A 17,197-nucleotide genomic window follows, 5' to 3' on the forward strand; every position below is an offset into this window, starting at 1 on the left:
TTACATGAGTGAGACAAAGGGAGGACCACCATGGGGAAGACCAAGCGTTATGCGGCCGCCCTGCTGTCGCTCGCCGTATCCGTCACGGTCGCGGCAGGCTGCAGCAGCGGAGACGGCAAGGAAACGAAGAAAGGGGAGGCTACGCCGCCGGCGTCCGGGGCGAACGTGCCGAACAATTCGAAGAAGCTCGACATCTCGATGTCGTTCTTCAACATCGGGTCGGCGTTCCCGGACCGAAACTCGGATCAGTTCCTGAAGTTCATCCAAGAGAAGTTCAACGTCAACATCGTGGACAAAGTGATCAGCTACGCCGACTACGTAGAGAAATACCAGCTGTGGGCGGCGTCGGGCGAATTGCCGGATGTGTTCAGCGACGACATCATCAACACCGAAACGTATTATTCCTGGATTAAGCAAGGCATCATCCGTCCCCTGCCCTCGGATCTGAGCCGGTACCCGAACGTGAAGAAGGTGCTGAATCTCGACGATACGAAAAGCTTGACCGTGGACGGCAAGACGTACATGATTCCGCGGCAAACGTACTTAAACACGGACCAGTGGGCTATCGAGCGAGCGATCGTCGTGCGCAAGGACTGGATGGAGAAGCTGGGGCTGAAGGCACCGACGACGTATGAGGAGTACCTCAATCTGTTCAAGGCGTTCGCCCAGAAGGATCCTGACGGCAACGGCAAGAACGACACCGTCGGGCTCACGTTCCGTACGAATACCAGCATGCTGCTGCCGATCGCGGGCGGGACGTTCCCGAATCTGATCAACAGCTCCTGGGTGAAGGAGGACGGGAAGTACATTCCCTACTATGCTTCGCCCAAAATGAAGGAAGCCGTGAAGCAGCTTCGCCAGATGTACGCCGAGGGCGCGATCGATCCCGATTTTGCCATCATGAAGCCGAACGACGGGTTCGACAAATTCGGCCAGGGCAAGGTGGGCGCCCTCTCCGTGCAAGGGACGGCGAACGCGCTCAACAACCTGAGGAACTCCTGGGACAAGTACAACAAGGACAAGCCGCTGGATGAAGTGATCCAAGTGATCCCGGCCACTTGGGCCAGCCCCGACGGCAACCGCTACCGGTATACGGCTGTGACGTTCTGGTCGGAGAGCTATTTCAGCTCGAAGGTGTCGGACGAGAAGATGGACCGGATCTTGCAAATTTACGATTATTTGCTGTCCGAAGAGTTCTTGACGTTCAAGCGGTATGGCTTCGAGGGCGTCGATTACAAGAAGGAGAACGGCGCCTACGTCGTCACGCGTCCCAAGGGAAATGACGGCCGGTACAAGTCGCTCGGCTCCCTGTATCCTTCCTACGGCGGTCTGTTCGGTTCGCTCGCGGCCTGGGGCCAGCAGCTCGAGATGGAAGACAATGAGATCAACAAGATCAATTATGGGGAGAAGCTGTGGAAGCTGTCGAACGACGCTTACAAGTACAACCTCGAGAAGCTGAAGCCGGTGCCGACGAACTTCAAGGTCGAGCAGCTGTATACGCCGGCCAAAGCCAAGCTGAGCGCGATCAACGCGGTGGAAGATGTGATCAAGGTCATGCTCGCCAAGGACGACCCGGTCGCGCTGTGGGACAGCATCGTGAAGGGGTACGACAACAAAGGGCTGCAGACGGCGATCAAGGAAGTGAACGAGGCCGTACAGCAGCAAGGGCTCGATAAGTAAGGTGTGCAGAACCCTCTTCCGCGGTTGGGTGCGGGAGAGGGTTTTTATTTTTAGGAAAAGTTCAGGGGAAGGAAGGAGAGTCAGGATGCGGCGTGGAAGAGGTTGGAAGCAATTGCTGCGGCTGGCGGCGGGAGTGTCGGGGCTGGCATGGATGGTGGCCGGGTGCGGCTCGTTCGGACCGTCGAACGCTCCCAAGGAGTACCCGATCGCTGTCACGAGCCAGAGCGCGGACCGAATTCTGGTGTTCGATCCGGCCGCCACAGATTGGAGCGAGCCGAAAGCGCTGAAGTGGTCGTGGCAGCCGACGGCGGACAATGGCTTCGACGGCTTGAACAGGATGTGGGGGTTGCCCACCGATGCGAAGGTGCGAACGAATGAGGTCTGGGGAGGCCAGTGGATGGTCTTCACCGACTCGAGCGGCCTGGCCGGCATTATTCCGTATCCCCAAGGGGATGCGAAGAAGTGGGGCTTGGCGGTAGGCGACAATCCCCATTCGGCGGAGCTGCTGCCGAACGGCAACATCGCGATCGCAGCCAGCACGGGCGGCTGGGTGCGGGTGTACGCCTCCTCGCAAGGGAGCTCGGCAGACAAGTACGCTCAGTACGCGATGCCGGGCGCGCATGCGGTGCTGTGGGACCCGCAGCGGCAGGTGCTCTGGGCGGCGGGCGACGACGCCCTGGTCTCGCTGCGGGTCGCCGGCTCCGACGCGGCGCCGGCCCTGGAGGAGGCGGAGCGGATCGCGCTGCCGACCAAGCATGCGCATGCGGTGGAGCCCGTCTACGGTAATCCGGATCGGCTCTGGGTCGCATCGGGCTCCCAGGTGTACCAATACGTGAAGTCCACGAAAAGCTTCGATTCCGCTTACCCCGGCCGCGAGGCGATCAGCCGGGTCGGCGTGAAGAGCATCGGCAACCAGCCTTCCGGCGAGGTGGTCGAGACGGTGCCGGATATGGCCAAGAAGCCGCCCGGCGGGTGCAAGGCCAACAATTGGTGCACCGAAACGGTGGACCGTTTCCGGCCGGAAGGCGGTCAGCCGGGTGCGGGAGCTTGGAGCCGTATAGGACAGACTTTGAGCGGAGAAGCGCTGTACAAGGCGCGGATTCTGAATCCGAATTATCAATAGTTCACAGAGGGAGAGGGAGCATGCATGGAGAGGAATGGAAACTTGACGGAAACCGTGGGTCTGCGCGGGACTGTGGCGGGCGAGTATCTCATTGCCGCAACCGATCAGGCGACCCATCGCATACTGGTGATGGATCCGGCGGTGGAGGATTGGAACGAGGAGCGGGCAGTCGTCTGGTCGTGGGCGCCTACGGCGGCGAACGGGTTCGGGGAGCTGCTGTCGTCGTGGGGTCTCCCTACGGATGCCAAGGTTCGCCGCAATCGGGTGTGGGGCGGCGAGTGGCTGATCGTCACCGACTCCCGGGGGCTCGCGGCTATTACCCCTTATCCGGCTGGGGACGCCAAGAAGTGGGGCCTGCACGTCGGGGGCAACCCCCACTCCGCGGAGCTGCTGCCGGACGGCAACTTGGCGGTCGCCGCCAGCACGGGCGGTTGGGTGCGAGTGTACGCCTCCTCGCAAGGGGAGTCGTGCGCCGCTTACGCCGAGTACGCGATGTCCGGAGCGCATGAACTCGTGTGGGATGCGGACCGCTCCCTGCTGTGGGCGGTCGGCGACGAAGAGCTCGTCGCCCTCCGGGTGGCCGGCACGGCCGCTGCGCCCTCGCTGGAGGTGGCGCGTGCCGTCGCGCTGCCGACCTCGCACGGCCACGACCTCCAGCCGGTCGAGGGTGACCCCGATCGGCTGTGGGTGAGCTCCGGCACGCAGGTGTACCAATTCGAGGTGTCGACGGGTGCCTTCGACACCTTCTATGCCGGGGCCGCGGCTATCAGCCGCGTCGGCGTCAAGACGGTCGGCAGCCAGCCGTCCGGCCAAGTCGTCGTGACCGTGCCGAAGCCCGGCGGGCCGTACGAATGGACGACGGACACCGTCGACATGTACGAGCCGCGCGCGACCCGCTCTCGCGAGGGCGCGGGCTTCTACAAGGCCCGCCTGCTGCGGCGGGCCTACATGGGTGCTGCGCGCGAGGGGCGGGTGGAGCCGGCCGCGTGGCGGGTCGGCACCTCGTTCCCGCTGGACGCGCAGAAGGACATGCACCGCGAGCTGGAGCTGGCGCACGCGGCGGGCATCGCCTGCATCGAGCTGGCGTGGCGGCAGAGCACGTTCGACATGCTCGACCCCGCCTGCGAGCGGCTGTGCGAGTCCGTCGTCCAGCATGCGCGGGCGCTCGGCCTGGAGGTGTGGACGATGCACCTCCCGTACGGCACCGAGTGGGACGTCTCGCAGCTCGACCCGGACGGGCGGGAGGCGGCGCTGCAGCGGCACCGCCACTTGCTGCAGCTGGCAGAGCGCTGGGCGATCCGCACCGTCGTGCTCCATCCGAGCTGGGAGCCGATCGAGGACGCGGAGCGCGCCGCCCGGCTCGCCGCCTGCCGCGAGAGCCTGCCGCGTCTCGCGGACGATGCGGAGCGCGCCGGCATTCGCGTCGCCGTCGAGTGCCTGCCGCGCACGTGCCTCGGGCACAGCGCGGACGAGATGGCGGCGCTCGTCGCGGCGGACGAGCGGCTCGGCATCTGCTGCGACGTGAACCATCTCGTGCGCGAGCGGCCCGAGGCGTTCATCCGCCGGCTGGGCGCGCGGATCATAACCGTGCACATGTCCGATAACGACGGACTGGATGAGCGGCACTGGCTGCCAGGCGACGGGGTGATCGACTGGCCGGCGGTTATGGATGCGCTGGCCGACGCCGGGTATCCGGGCCCGTTCTTGTTCGAGGCGCGCCAGATCGCGCCGCTGATGGCCTGCTGGCAGCGGCTGCTGCAGCAGTACGAAGGTCAGGGTCGATTATAAAGCGAAAGTCATTCTTTAATCGCACTACGTCAAAGCCGCTCCAGCCCAGATCGTCGGATCTCTGCTGGCAGCGGCTTTTTAAATTAGAAAAAGACATAGAATTGCTTACAAACGTTCATATGACTGACCCATGATATGGGTTAAACTGCTAACCGGAGTGAGGTAATATGTAGTTGTTTTTTCAAAAGTACATATTCTGAAGGGAGGAAATGGAATGGTAGTAAGAAAAGTTGTCTTGCTCTTACTCTTATCAACGTTTATGCTTACCGGCGTATTGCCCAACCAGCCTGTCCGGCACGCCCACGCCGCTGCTTCGGATTATTACATTGGCGTAAGCGATCAAGCGTCCCAGAAAGTTTTGGTGCTCGATCCGGCGGTGAGTGATTGGAACAGCGATAGTGCGATCAAGTGGTCCTGGTCTCCTAGCGCGTCGAACGGCTTTGGCGATCTGACCGGCGCTTGGGGGCTTCCGACGGAAGTTAGGCTGCGAAAAGGCATCGCGTGGGGCGGTCAGTGGATGCTGATGACGGATTCGCGCGGTTTGGCGGCAATCGTCCCTTACCCGGCCGGCGACAGCAAGAAGTGGGCCTTGAACGTCGGCGGCAATCCGCATGCCATCGAGTTGCTTCCCAACGGGAACGTCGCCATCGCGGCAAGTACCGGCGGCTGGGTGCGGGTCTATACTTCGTCCCAAGGACCGGCCTCTTCAACGTATGCGCAGTATAACCAGCCGGGAGCCCATGCCGCTCTCTGGGATCCTGATAATGAGATTCTCTGGACGGCGGGTTCCAGTGGCGTCGCCGGTCTCAAAATAGGCGGGACGGCGGATCAGCCGACGCTGACGGAATACCGCAGACTCGATGTCAAGAGCCTTAACGCCCATGATGTGCAACCTGTATATGGAGACAACAACCGTCTTTGGGTGGCATCTGGCGGGAAATTGTATCAATACGTCAAATCCACCAACACCCTGGATCTGACTTATCCGGAAGCCAGCCAAACGAGCCGCGTTGGTATCAAGGCTGTCGGAAACCAATTATCCGGTCAAGTGATTGAAACGGTCGCGGATATCGCCAAAAATCCGGTAGGCACCTGTACGTTGAACTCCTGGTGTACCGATACGGTGGATTTCTTCTTTCCGAACATGACCCGCAAAAGAACGGGAGCGGCTTTCTACAAAGCGCGTATTTTGAACCCCGAATATCAGTTTACGGATACAGAAGCTCCTTATTGGCCAGAGGGAGCCGGAGTACAGGCAGATTCTATCACCGATTCTTCCATGAATTTGGCATGGCTTCCCGCAGCCGATAACGTCGGAGTCCAGGAGTACCACATTGTGCGGGATGGGGAAGTAATCGGTACCGTGGACGGCGCCCAGGAGCGGCCTTCCTTTGCGGTTTCCAACCTGATCGGCAACACCTCTTACCGGTTCGAGATTGAAGCAGCGGATAAGGCAGGCAACACTTCAAGAAGCAGCCCAGTCGATATCCGAACAGGAAAAGATCTCATCGCACCCGGAAAACCGACGAACGTAAAAGTATCGGAAACCGTGAAAAACCGGTTAATCATCACTTTCCAACCTCCGGGCGACCGGGATTACGCCGGTATCCAGGCGGTTGTTCAACGAAATGGGCACCAGGACGACAAGGAAGTCGTAGCGTATCAGGCGGAAGTTTCCGGGACAGCATCGATCACCACGGATGCTTTAAAACTCGGGAAGTATGAGATCATTCTGACTGCCTGGGATACAAGCGGGAATGCTTCCGATCCGGTGAAGCTGGAATATGTCCTGAACGAGGCGGGTGGCGCCATGAACTAAAATGGGATCACGACGAAGCCGACTGCACGGGTAAAAACCCTTATATAAAAAAGGAGCCGAACATGCGTATCAGGCTCCTTTTTGTTTACTTAACAAAACGATTTTTTAGCTCCGCCACCCACTTATACCAATCTAACGCGGCCACAAGCGCCCCAGCTTCCCCCTCAATCCAGCACGACGCCATCCCGCCGCAGCGTGGTCTGCAGCTCAGAGACGTCGACCGCCTGCGGGCCGATGCCCTGACGCACGGCGATCGCCGCGGCGCTGCCGGCCGCTTGGCCGGTCGCCATGCAGCTCGGCGTGAGCCGCGTCGTCGCGAGCGCCTCGTGCGTCGTCGAGATGCAGCGGCCCGCCGCGAGCAGGTTGCCGACCTGCTTCGGCAGCAGACAGCGGTAAGGGATGTCGTAGGCGCCATCCCCCTGCACGTCGGCGGACGTCACGCCCTTGCCGGACGGATCGTGGATGTCGATCGGGTAGCCGCTGCGCGCGATCGCGTCCGCGAAGCGGCGGCCGGCGATGACGTCCTCGCCGGTCAGCGCATACTGCCCGTCGATGCGGCGCGACTCGCGGATGCCGATCTGCGCGCCGACCTGCGAGATCGACGCCTTCTCGAAGCCGGGCAAGTTCCGCGTCATGAAGTCGGCGACGAGCAGCACCTGCTCCCGCCCGAGCTCCTCGGCTTCGGTCAAGTCCTCCACGCGCGTGCCGTCGAGCCCCTGGACGCGCGTCGTGTTCACCAACACCTCGTCTTCGTTCGGGCCGGTGAAGAACAGCACCTGGTCGCGGTTGATCGGCAGGTTCGCTTCCTTCCAATGCTTATAGAAGCCGCAGATGCCGGAGAGCGGCAGATCGGGCAGCTCGGCGTGCGGCGTCTTGCGGTAGAATTCGTCGGGATGGTCGATCATGTACTGCTTCACCGCAGCCAGGTCGACGCCGCGCATGCGGAACTTCATTGTCATCGGCTGGGTACGATGGTCCCCCTCGCGCCCCTTCAGACACGTCGCGCCGGACAAGTAGGCGATGTCCGCGTCCCCGCTCGTGTCGATGAACACCCGGCCCCTCAGCTCGATCCGCCCGGACTTCGATGTCAACTGTACGGACTCGATAGTGTCACCGGCACCATTCATCGTGACGGAATCGACGAAGCTGTGCAGCAGCAGCTGGACGCCCGCCTCCTTCAGCATTTTGGACACGAGCACCTTATACACTTCCGGGTGGTAAGGTGTGATGGTCGAGGTAAAGCCCACCGTATCGCGCATGTGCCCGGGCGAGGCGTTCATCGCCATCAATCGGTCAATGATCTCCTGCGCGATCCCCTTGATGACCTGTTTGCCGTCGGCCGTATGGAACGTCATCCAAGGGTAGACGAGGGCCGCGGTCGACATCCCGCCGAGGAATCCGTACCGCTCGACGAGCACGGTCTTCGCTCCTCCCCGCCCGGCGGCGATCGCCGCATTGATGCCGGCGGGACCGCCTCCGACGACGACCACGTCCGCCGATAATGATGCTGGTGCCAGTTGTACCAATCGAAACGCCTCCCCGTATTTCTATGTCACCTTTCATTATAGGGCGAATGCGGCCCGTCCTGAAGTTTAACTTTAGTGTAAATGAATACCGGAGGCGAGGTTGTTAATATTCAGTTTAAAAAAGTAGTGTAAGGTGGTCTACGTGGGAAAAGGTTTGCGAAAGGAGTGACTTCCCTTTGATTAAATTGTTTCGTTTTTTAAGGCCTTTTCGGATGATCATTGCCGGTGTCTTGTTCCTCGTGCTGCTGCAGTCGCTGTCCGAGCTGTATCTGCCTACGCTCATGGCGGATATCGTCGATACCGGCATTGTGAAGGGCGACACCGGCTACATCTGGAAGGTCGGCGGCTTCATGCTGCTCGTGGCGGCAGGCGGGGTAGTGGTATCGATCTGGGCGAGCTCGCTGTCGGCGCGGATCTCTTCGGGATTAGGCAAAATCGTACGCGGCAAGCTGTTCAGCCAAGTCGAACATTTCTCACTGCAGGAGTTCGACAAGATCGGCACCGCCTCGCTCATCACCCGTACGACGAATGACGTCACGCAGGTGCAGCAGGTGCTGGTCATGATCCTGCGGATGATGGTCATGGCTCCCATGATGTGCATCGGGGGCATTATTATGGCGGTGTCGAAGGACGCCCAGCTGTCGCTTGTCATTATCGCGATCATCCCGATTCTGGTCGGGACGATCTTCCTGATCGCGCGCAAGGGCATTCCGCTCTTCCGCGTTATGCAGACGAAGCTCGATAAGCTGAACCTGGTGCTGCGCGAATCGCTCACCGGCATTCGCGTCATCCGTTCGTTTAACCGCGTCGAGTATGAACAAGACCGGTTCGCGGAGGCGAACGGCGACGTGACCAATACGGCGATTCGCGCCAATCAGATCATGGCGGCGATGATGCCGGCGATGATGCTCATCCTGAACTTCTCCTCGATCGCGATCATCTGGTTCGGCGGCTTGCGCATCGAGGGCGGCGGGATGCAGGTCGGCGATCTGATGGCATTCATCCAATACGCGATGCAGATTATGTTCTCGCTCATCATGGTGTCCATGATGTTCGTCATGGTCCCGCGCGCCTCGGCATCCGCTGTGCGGATCAACGAAGTGCTGGACATGGTGCCGGAGATCAAGGACGCCGAGCGCACGCGCCAGCCTTCGCCTGCGAGGAAGGGCTATATCCGCTTCGAGAACGTCTCCTTCAGCTATCCGGGAGCGGAAGCACCTGCGGTCGATGGGGTTTCCTTCGAGGCCGGACCTGGAGAAGTGACGGCGATTATCGGCGGTACCGGCTCCGGCAAGTCTACGCTAGTCAGCCTGATCCCGCGCTTCTACGACCTGAGCGGCGGCAAGCTGTACGTCGACGATGTCGACGTTCGAGAGCTGAGCCAGGAAGAGCTGCGGAGCAAGATCGGGTTCGTACCGCAAAAGGCGGTGCTCTTCACCGGCACGGTTGCGGAGAACATCCGCTTCGGCAAGGAGACGGCGACGGACGAGGAAGTACAGCATGCGGCCAAGGTAGCGCAGGCGGCCGATTTTATCTCCGAGATGGAAAAAGGGTATGAATCCGTGCTCGCCCAGGGCGGGAAGAACGTATCGGGCGGGCAGAAGCAGCGACTCTCGATCGCCCGTGCGCTCGTGCGCCGGCCGGAGATCTATATCTTCGACGACAGCTTCTCGGCGCTGGACTTCAAGACCGATGCGCGCCTGCGGGCGGCACTGAAAGGGGAGACCGCCGATGCCACCGTGCTGATCGTCGCGCAGCGGGTGAGCACCGTGATGGACGCCGACCGGATTATCGTACTGGAAGACGGCAAGATTGCCGGCATCGGCAAACACCGCGAGCTGATGGATACGTGCCAGGTGTACCAGGAGATCGTGTATTCCCAATTGTCAGAGGAGGAGATCGCATGAGTGAGACGCGCAGAGCGCCGGGCGGCAGCCCGGGCACGGGCGGTCCCGGCGGCTTCCGAGGCCCCGGCGGCGGGCCTCCGGGGATGGGCTTCGGTATGCCTCCGCAGAAGGCGAAAAACTTCAAAGGCACCTTCCGCCGGCTGCTCGGGTATTTGAAGCCCTATCGGGGCCGGCTGATTACGGTGCTGGCGACCGCGATCTTGAGCACCGTCTTCAGCATCGTCAGTCCGAAGCTCATGGGGAAGGCGACGACCAAGTTGTTCGAAGGCATTATGGGCAAAGTGAATCATATCCCGGGAGCGGAGATCGATTTTGACTATATTCTTCAAATTGTGCTCCTCTTGGCCGGTTTATATGCCTTGAGTTCCCTGTTTAGCTATGCCATGCAATACTTGATGGCCGGCGTCGCCCAGAAGACTGTGTATACGCTCCGCCGGGATGTGAATCTGAAGCTGGCTCGGCTGCCGATCTCGTACTTCGATTCCCGCACGCACGGGGAGATCATGAGCCGTGCGGTGAACGACGTCGACAACATCAGCGGCACGCTCCAGCAGAGCTTGACGCAGCTGATCACCTCCGTAGTGACCATTCTCGGCGTAATCGTGATGATGCTGACCATCAGTCCGCTGTTGACCGGCATTCTGATCCTGACGATCCCGCTCAGCTTCGTAGTTGTGAGCCGGATCGCCAAGCGCTCGCAGAAGCATTTCATGGGGCAGCAAAAGGAGCTCGGCGAGCTGAATGGGCACGTCGAGGAAATGTATACCGGGCACCGGATCGTGAAGGCGTTCGGCCATGAAGCGAAGTCGATCGCCAAGTTCGATCAGATCAACGACCGGCTGTACGAGTCGGGCCGCAAGGCGCAGTTCATCTCCGGCATTATGATGCCGCTCATCTCGTTCGTGAACAACATCGGGTACGTGGCGATCTGCGTCGTCGGGGGCGTGCTCGTCACGCGGCAGTCGATCCAGATCGGAGATATCCAGGCGTTCATCCAGTACGCACGCCAGTTCTCGATGCCGATCGCACAGACGGCCAACATTGCGAATGTCATTCAATCGACGATCGCCTCCGCGGAGCGGGTGTTCGAGCTGCTGGATGAGCCGGAGCAAGTGCCGGAAGCCGTGGGTGCCAAGGGACTGCCGCATCCGCACGGCGACGTGGAGTTCCGCGGCGTGCAGTTCGGGTATAAAGCGGACGCTATGCTGATCGAGGATATGAACATCGATGTCCGCTCCGGACAGACGGTAGCGATCGTTGGGCCGACCGGCGCGGGTAAGACGACGCTCATCAACCTGCTCATGCGGTTCTATGAGCTGAATGGCGGAGCCATCACCGTCGACGGCGTGAACATCACGGATCTGAAGCGGCACAGCCTGTACGGCATGTTCGGCATGGTGCTGCAGGATACGTGGCTGTTCAACGGCACGATTCGCGACAACATCGGCTACGGGCGTGCAGGGGCGACCGAGGAGGAGATCGTCGAGGCGGCGGTGGCCGCGCATGCCGATCACTTCATCCGCACGCTGCCGGACGGCTACGACACGATTCTGAACGAGGAAGCGTCGAATATCTCGCAGGGGCAAAAGCAGCTCTTGACGATCGCGCGCGCCATTCTGGCAGATCCGGCCATTCTCATCCTCGACGAAGCGACGAGCAGCGTCGATACGCGTACGGAAATTATCATTCAACGGGCTATGAACCGTTTGATGGAGGGCCGCACGAGCTTCGTGATCGCCCACCGATTGTCTACGATTCGCGATGCGGATCTGATCTTGGTTATGAACAAAGGCAGCGTCATCGAGAAGGGGACTCATCAGGAGCTGCTGAATTTGGGAGGGTTCTACGCCGATCTGTACAACAGCCAGTTCACGGGAAAGGGCGTTAGTCCCGTAGCCGGCTGATCGAGCATAGCCGATAGGAGTAGAGCCGATAGAAGAAATGAGAGAAAAGGAGCCAACTGTATGAGTCCATCCGCCGTGAGCGGCCAGGCAACACCCAACTCGGAGTTTCGTATCAGCAGCATTATCATCCCCTTGCTCGCCATCATCGCGGGCGTGTTCATGGTCATTCTGGACGCGACCGCTATGAACGTGGCCCTGTCGAGCCTCGTTCACGATTTCGATTCCCCTCTGTCCACGCTCCAGTGGGCGGTCACCGGCTACATGCTGGCCCAGGCGGCGGTCATTCCGCTGTCGGGCTGGCTGTCCGACCGGTTCGGGGCGAAGAATATTTTCCTCATCTCCGTCTGTCTGTTCACGCTCGGCTCGATTCTGTGCGCGACGCCGAACAGCGCGGAGTGGCTGATCGTCTTTCGCGTCATCCAGGGATTAGGCGGAGGCTGCGTGCTTCCGGTCGCCATGGCGTACGTCTACAAGCTCAGCCCGCCCAGTAAGGTCGGGGCGATCATGGGCATGATGGGCGTGCCGATTCTGTTCGCGCCGGCGATCGGCCCGGTGCTCTCCGGGTGGCTCGTGGAGTATCACTCTTGGCGCTGGATCTTCCTCATCAACATCCCGGTGGGGCTCATCTGCCTGCTGATCGGTCTGCGCCGTCTGCCGAGCGGTGAACGGAGCAAGGGCTCCGCGATCGATGTACCGGGCATCATACTCGGCCCGCTGGCGTTCGCGGCGTTGTCCTACGGCGTCAGCGAAGGCGCGCACGGCTGGACGTCGGCAAAGACGCTGACCGGCCTCATCGTCGGCGGCATCGCCCTCCTCCTGTTCGTGATCGCCGAGCTGCGCGCGAAGACGCCGCTGCTCGAGCTGCGCGTGTTCCGTTCGGGCGACTTCTCGGTCGGCATCCTCGTCCAGTGGATCGCCCAGTTCGGGCTGTACGGCGCGCTGTTCCTCATGCCGCAGTTCCTGCAGCAGGCGCGCGGGTTCGCTCCGTTCGACACCGGGCTGACCTTGCTGCCGCAGGCGCTCGCCTCCGGGCTCATGATGCCGATCGCGGGCATGCTGTTCGACAAGATCGGCGTGCGCTGGCTCGTCGTCGCCGGCCTCGGGCTCGTATCCGGCGCGTTGTACCAATATTCGCACGTCGACATGACGACGGAGAGCCGCGATCTGATCCTGCCGCTCATCATGTGCGGCGCGGGGATGGGCATGATGATGATGCCGATGAATTCGCATCTCATCAGCAAGGCGCCGCGCGAGCTCGTGAGCCGCGTGACGTCGCTGACCAACGCGATGCAGATGGTCATTAATTCTCTCGCCGTCGCGACGCTGGTCACGATCCTGACGTCGAAGACTACGACGAAGCTGACCGAGATGCAGGCCGCCGGGGGAGCTGCCGGGGCGGGTACGGCGGGCCAGCAGGCGCCGGACGCGAAAGCAGCGCTCATGCAGGCGATGGTGGGCGGGTTCGACGACACGTTCCACGTGATGATCTACATCGCCATCGTCGGCGCGCTGCTCGGCCTCGTGCTGCGGCGCGGCAAAAAAGCCGGCACCGCCGCTCAAGGCGCGAAGCCGGGCCAGGGTGAAGACGCGGTGCTGATGCACGGATAAGCATTATAACAAAGGGCAGTTCCCGGGTTGAGCACTCAATCCGGGAACTGCCCTTTGTTATTTCGAACCGATACAAACGCGCTCTAGTTCGATTTCATCAACTTAAAGAAGGCTAGATTTCATTTGGAAGAGCTCTAGTTCGATTTCGCCGAATTGGAGCGCACGTTTAGAACACGGACTCTGCAATGTCGCCATTTAGTTAGGCAAAATCGAACTGCATAGAGTGGACTTCCCTTAGGCACCGACTCCAGTTTGGCAAAATCGAACTACACGTCATTCGTATCTACGATCAGGCTTCTTAAGCTCGAAAATAGCACTTGGATTCCATCGAAAGTCTCTTTTACGGATTGGAGTGCGAAACCGACTGTGGTGTGCAGCCAGGCGGGGAGCCGTTCCGAGAGAGACGCGGTTTCGTTGTAGCGACCCAATTGACATTCCCGACTAGGTGTAACTATAATGGCTGCAACAAGGAGGCGAGGTATGGATCAACGGAAAAGATTCCTCATAATTGGAGGCGGCATCGCAGGTCTGACCACAGCGATCGCGCTGCGCCAACAGGGATTCGAGGCGGAAGTATACGAGGCTGCCCCGGAGCTGAAGGAGGCGGGGGCTGGGCTAGGTGTAGGTTCGAATGCGCTTAAAGCGATGAGGGTACTCGGACTGGAGGAAAAGCTGCTTGAGCGGAGTTTGATTCTATCAAGCGCAACCTTCATAGATGATAAGGGACACTTAATTACACGAACCGATTCCGCTCCGGCGGACGGTGGGCTCGACCCGGATAATGTCATCATTCATCGGACGGAGCTGCTGCATCTGCTCGCCGATGCACTCCCGCCCGAAGCGATAAAGACGAATAAAAAGTGCCTGGGGTTCGCCGAGCTGGATCACGGAGGAGTCGCGGTCCGTTTCGAGGACGGATCGACCGCGGAGGCGGACGGACTCATCGCGGCGGACGGCATCCATTCCGGCATCCGTCTGCGCGTACAACCGAATGCGGTTCCCCGCTATGCCGGCTATACTTGCTGGAGAGCGGTCGTAGAGGGGCCGCAGGGAGGGATCGACCCCGTCTTCATGGCGATCTGGGGCAGCCGAGGGCGGTTCGGCTACGCTCCTTTGCCCGGCAACCGGGTATACTGGTTTGCCGTCCTCAATTCCATGCCATCCAATCCCGCCTACATGTATTTCGATACCCGCGACCTTGGCCTGCGGTTCGCGGGTTATCCGGCCCCTGTAGGAGAGTTGCTTGAACGTACCGAGAATTCCGTCGTGCTGCATAACGATATTTACGACTTGAAGCCCCTCTCCAGGTTCGCCTACGGCGCTGTCGTCCTAGTAGGCGATGCGGCGCACGCCACCACCCCGAACTTGGCGCAAGGGGCCGCTCAGGCCATGGAGGACGCCGTCGTGCTGGCCCGGTGTCTCGCAGACGGGCAGCCGACGGTTCAGGAGGCGTTCCGCAGATTCGAGCAGCTGCGTCTTGCTCGTACGCGCCGAGTAGTGGCATTATCGAGAAGGCTTGGGCGCATGGCACAGCTGGAATCCCAGCTGATGTGCAGCTTGAGGAATCGGTTGCTTCGTGCGATGCCGGCCCGCTTGGCCGGCCGCCAATTGCAATTTTTGCGGGATGTGCCCTTCTGACGACGCCCTCGAGGTTGAGCGCACAGCGGTCCGCGTCTTATTGGGCCGCGCCCTTGCCGTCGCCGGTGCTAGCCGCGACCTTGCCGCCCGCGGCGGCGGAAGCCCGGCGGGACGCCGTCTGCGGCGCGCAGAGCCGGCGAATCGCGATGTCGAAGCGCTCGGCGAGCCGCTCGTACCGGAACTGCGCGCGTGCCCGCTCGGCTCCGCATCGCACGAGTGCGTTGCGCAGCTCGGCGTCGTGTTGGAGCCGTACGACCGCATCTGCGATGTCCGCGGGCGACTCCGGGTCGACGAGCAAGCCCGTCTCCCCGTCGAGCACGGCTTCGCCGGCGCCGCCGGACCGGCCGGCAATGACGGGAATGCCGGTCATCGCCGCTTCCAGATAGACGATGCCGAACCCTTCCGCATCGCCCCGCTTCAGCTCCCGCGACACCATGATGAACTGGTCGCATGTGTTGTAATAAGCGTTCAGCGTCTCGGAGTCGGACGCATACCCGGCGAACCGGACCTGGTCCGCGACCCCGCAATCCCGGGCGAGCTGTTCCAGCCGCGGCCGCTCGGGGCCGTCGCCTACGATCAAGTATACGGCGTTCGGGATCGCCTTCAGCACTTCCGGCATCGCTTCGATGACCTTGTCATGCCCTTTGCGCTTCACGAGGCGGCCGACCGTGAGCAGAACGTAGCGGCCCTCGAACTGATGTCGGCGGATGAACGCTTCGTCCCGAGGCTGCATCTGGTAGACGTCTTCGACCCCGGGATACACCAGCTCGATTCGGTTCGGATCGACTCCATAACCCACCACGAGCTTTTTCGTGAATTCACTATTCGTGAGCACGCCCTCTGCACGCCGCAGGATTAGAGAGACAAGCTTGTTCAGCCCCCAGATTTTGCGAAATTGCAGCATATCCATCCCGTGGGTGGAGATGATGTAGCGATGGCCGGACATCAGATTCAACAGAAGGCCGATCAGTCCGATCAGAATATAGCCGTAGATCGTCACGTCCGCCCCGGCTTCTCGGACCGTTCGCTTCACATACCGGAACAGCGTAGGCCAACTGGACAGGTGGACGCTCTCGTTCTTCAGGAAAGGGCCTCGGACAATCCGGAACGGCTGCGCGGCGTCGAACGCTTCCTCATCGCCGTATCGGGGGGCCAGGACGGTTATATGATGCTTCGTGTGCTTGCTTAGGTTGTAGTAATACTTTTGCATGCCGCCGATCCCGGGAGGGAATACGCCGGCTACTAACACGACGTTTTTACGTTTCATAAGGATTCATCCTCTTCTTTCTTGTGAATTGCACCGTTTGCACCGCGACATACAAAAGCACCTCGCTCAGGATATTCCAGATCCGGGCAATGATCGAGATCTGCAGAGCCGTCGACGTATCCATCCGGAACGAGAGAAAATAAACGAGGAAGCCTTCCCGCACGCCGATACCGCCAGGCAACGGACTGAGCAGCCCAAGCAGCCAGGACGCCGCGAAAGTCCCGGACGCGTACAGCACGCTGACATCGAGAATATGAAAGCTGCGAAGGAGCAGCCAGAACGAGATCCCCATAATCAGATGACTGGCCAAATAGTAGCCTAGATAGCGGAAAAATCGGTTGCGGGATAAGGGCGCAAGGGGACCGGCTAACCGCTTCGAGAGCGCTCCGGGTTTGAATTTGCTCAGCAAGCGGCCGCAGATCGCCTCGGTCCATTCCGACACCTTGGGGAAATACAAGTACGTGAGCGCGAGGAGCGCGGCGAACAAGAAGCAAACGTAGACAGGAATCGCATGCAAGTCGACCAACAGGATGAGCGCGTAGACGGCAGCCGCTACGACAAGCAGCACATTTTCGTACACAATCGCCGCGATTTGAGCGTTCACCGGAACACCTTCCCGACTGGCCATGACGACCCGTCCCGCCAAATTCCAGATGCCGCCCGGGATGTACTTGGCGAACTGCGAGCTGGTGTAGATGAGGAGCCCCTTGCGCAGAGACAGCTGACGGACCGGATCGTTCAGAATCTGCAGCCAGATCGACGCTTGGACCGCCAGGAATAACGTGAACAGCGATAAGGAGACATAAAAGAAAACGCCCGTATGCAGCAGGTAGTAAACGATCTCCCGCGGGTTCATCGGAATGGTGCGGTACGCGAAATAGAGCATCAGCGCAACAAGTCCGAAGCGCAACGTGACCATGAGTGCTTTTCTCCAGGA

At 60.6% G+C, this 17,197-nt stretch carries 11 protein-coding genes; 8 read left to right on the forward strand and 3 right to left on the reverse strand.

Annotation, left to right across the window (positions count from 1 at the left end):
- The first annotated feature begins 30 nt into the window (after window positions 1-30).
- The 4 genes from ACI5FR_RS06690 to ACI5FR_RS06705 all read left to right on the forward strand — a co-directional run bounded on the left by ACI5FR_RS06690 (window position 31) and on the right by ACI5FR_RS06705 (window position 6,410).
- Window positions 31-1,680, forward strand: coding sequence for a type 2 periplasmic-binding domain-containing protein (locus ACI5FR_RS06690; RefSeq protein ID WP_405452010.1), 1,650 nt, complete (start codon window positions 31-33; stop codon window positions 1,678-1,680).
- Between the two features lie 85 nt (window positions 1,681-1,765).
- On the forward strand, window positions 1,766-2,803 hold the full coding sequence (locus ACI5FR_RS06695; protein ID WP_405452012.1) for a DUF6528 family protein: 1,038 nt from the start codon (window positions 1,766-1,768) through the stop codon (window positions 2,801-2,803).
- A gap of 42 nt (window positions 2,804-2,845) precedes the next feature.
- Entirely contained in the window at window positions 2,846-4,591 is a 1,746-nt protein-coding gene (locus ACI5FR_RS06700) for a DUF6528 family protein (RefSeq protein WP_405452015.1), read from the forward strand.
- A gap of 214 nt (window positions 4,592-4,805) precedes the next feature.
- Window positions 4,806-6,410, forward strand: a complete 1,605-nt coding sequence (locus ACI5FR_RS06705) for a DUF6528 family protein (RefSeq protein ID WP_405452018.1) — start codon at window positions 4,806-4,808, stop codon at window positions 6,408-6,410.
- A 164-nt stretch (window positions 6,411-6,574) separates the two neighbouring features.
- Here ACI5FR_RS06705 and ACI5FR_RS06710 read toward each other — a convergent pair whose 3' ends face one another.
- On the reverse strand, window positions 6,575-7,936 hold the full coding sequence (locus ACI5FR_RS06710) for an FAD-dependent oxidoreductase (RefSeq protein ID WP_405452021.1): 1,362 nt from the start codon (window positions 7,934-7,936) through the stop codon (window positions 6,575-6,577).
- A 176-nt stretch (window positions 7,937-8,112) separates the two neighbouring features.
- Between ACI5FR_RS06710 and ACI5FR_RS06715 the strand changes: the two genes are divergently transcribed.
- The 4 genes from ACI5FR_RS06715 (at window position 8,113) to ACI5FR_RS06730 (ending at window position 14,993) form a co-directional block, all read left to right on the forward strand.
- Complete coding sequence (locus tag ACI5FR_RS06715; protein ID WP_405452024.1) at window positions 8,113-9,843, forward strand: ABC transporter ATP-binding protein; 1,731 nt, start codon at window positions 8,113-8,115, stop codon at window positions 9,841-9,843.
- On the forward strand, window positions 9,840-11,747 hold the full coding sequence (locus ACI5FR_RS06720) for an ABC transporter ATP-binding protein (RefSeq protein WP_405452027.1): 1,908 nt from the start codon (window positions 9,840-9,842) through the stop codon (window positions 11,745-11,747). Before ACI5FR_RS06715 ends, ACI5FR_RS06720 begins: the two co-directional genes overlap by 4 nt.
- 60 nt (window positions 11,748-11,807) lie before the next feature.
- Complete coding sequence (locus ACI5FR_RS06725) at window positions 11,808-13,355, forward strand: DHA2 family efflux MFS transporter permease subunit (RefSeq protein ID WP_405452030.1); 1,548 nt, start codon at window positions 11,808-11,810, stop codon at window positions 13,353-13,355.
- Between the two features lie 480 nt (window positions 13,356-13,835).
- Window positions 13,836-14,993 (forward strand): FAD-dependent monooxygenase, encoded by a 1,158-nt coding sequence (locus ACI5FR_RS06730; RefSeq protein WP_405452033.1) that lies wholly within the window; start codon window positions 13,836-13,838, stop codon window positions 14,991-14,993.
- Between the two features lie 37 nt (window positions 14,994-15,030).
- On the opposite strand, the gene ACI5FR_RS06735 is transcribed toward ACI5FR_RS06730, so the two are convergent.
- A complete protein-coding gene (locus ACI5FR_RS06735; protein WP_405452036.1) occupies window positions 15,031-16,260 on the reverse strand; it encodes a glycosyltransferase family 4 protein in 1,230 nt (409 codons plus the stop codon).
- Window positions 16,250-17,179 carry a lysylphosphatidylglycerol synthase domain-containing protein gene (locus tag ACI5FR_RS06740; protein ID WP_405452038.1) on the reverse strand — a complete coding sequence of 310 codons (930 nt, stop codon included), beginning with the start codon at window positions 17,177-17,179 and terminating at the stop codon, window positions 16,250-16,252. Before ACI5FR_RS06740 ends, ACI5FR_RS06735 begins: the two co-directional genes overlap by 11 nt.
- Between the last annotated feature and the right edge of the window lie 18 nt (window positions 17,180-17,197).

Source organism: Paenibacillus sp. HJGM_3 (genome assembly GCF_045062745.1).
In the GTDB taxonomy this organism is placed as follows: Bacteria; Bacillota; Bacilli; order Paenibacillales; family NBRC-103111; genus Paenibacillus_AA.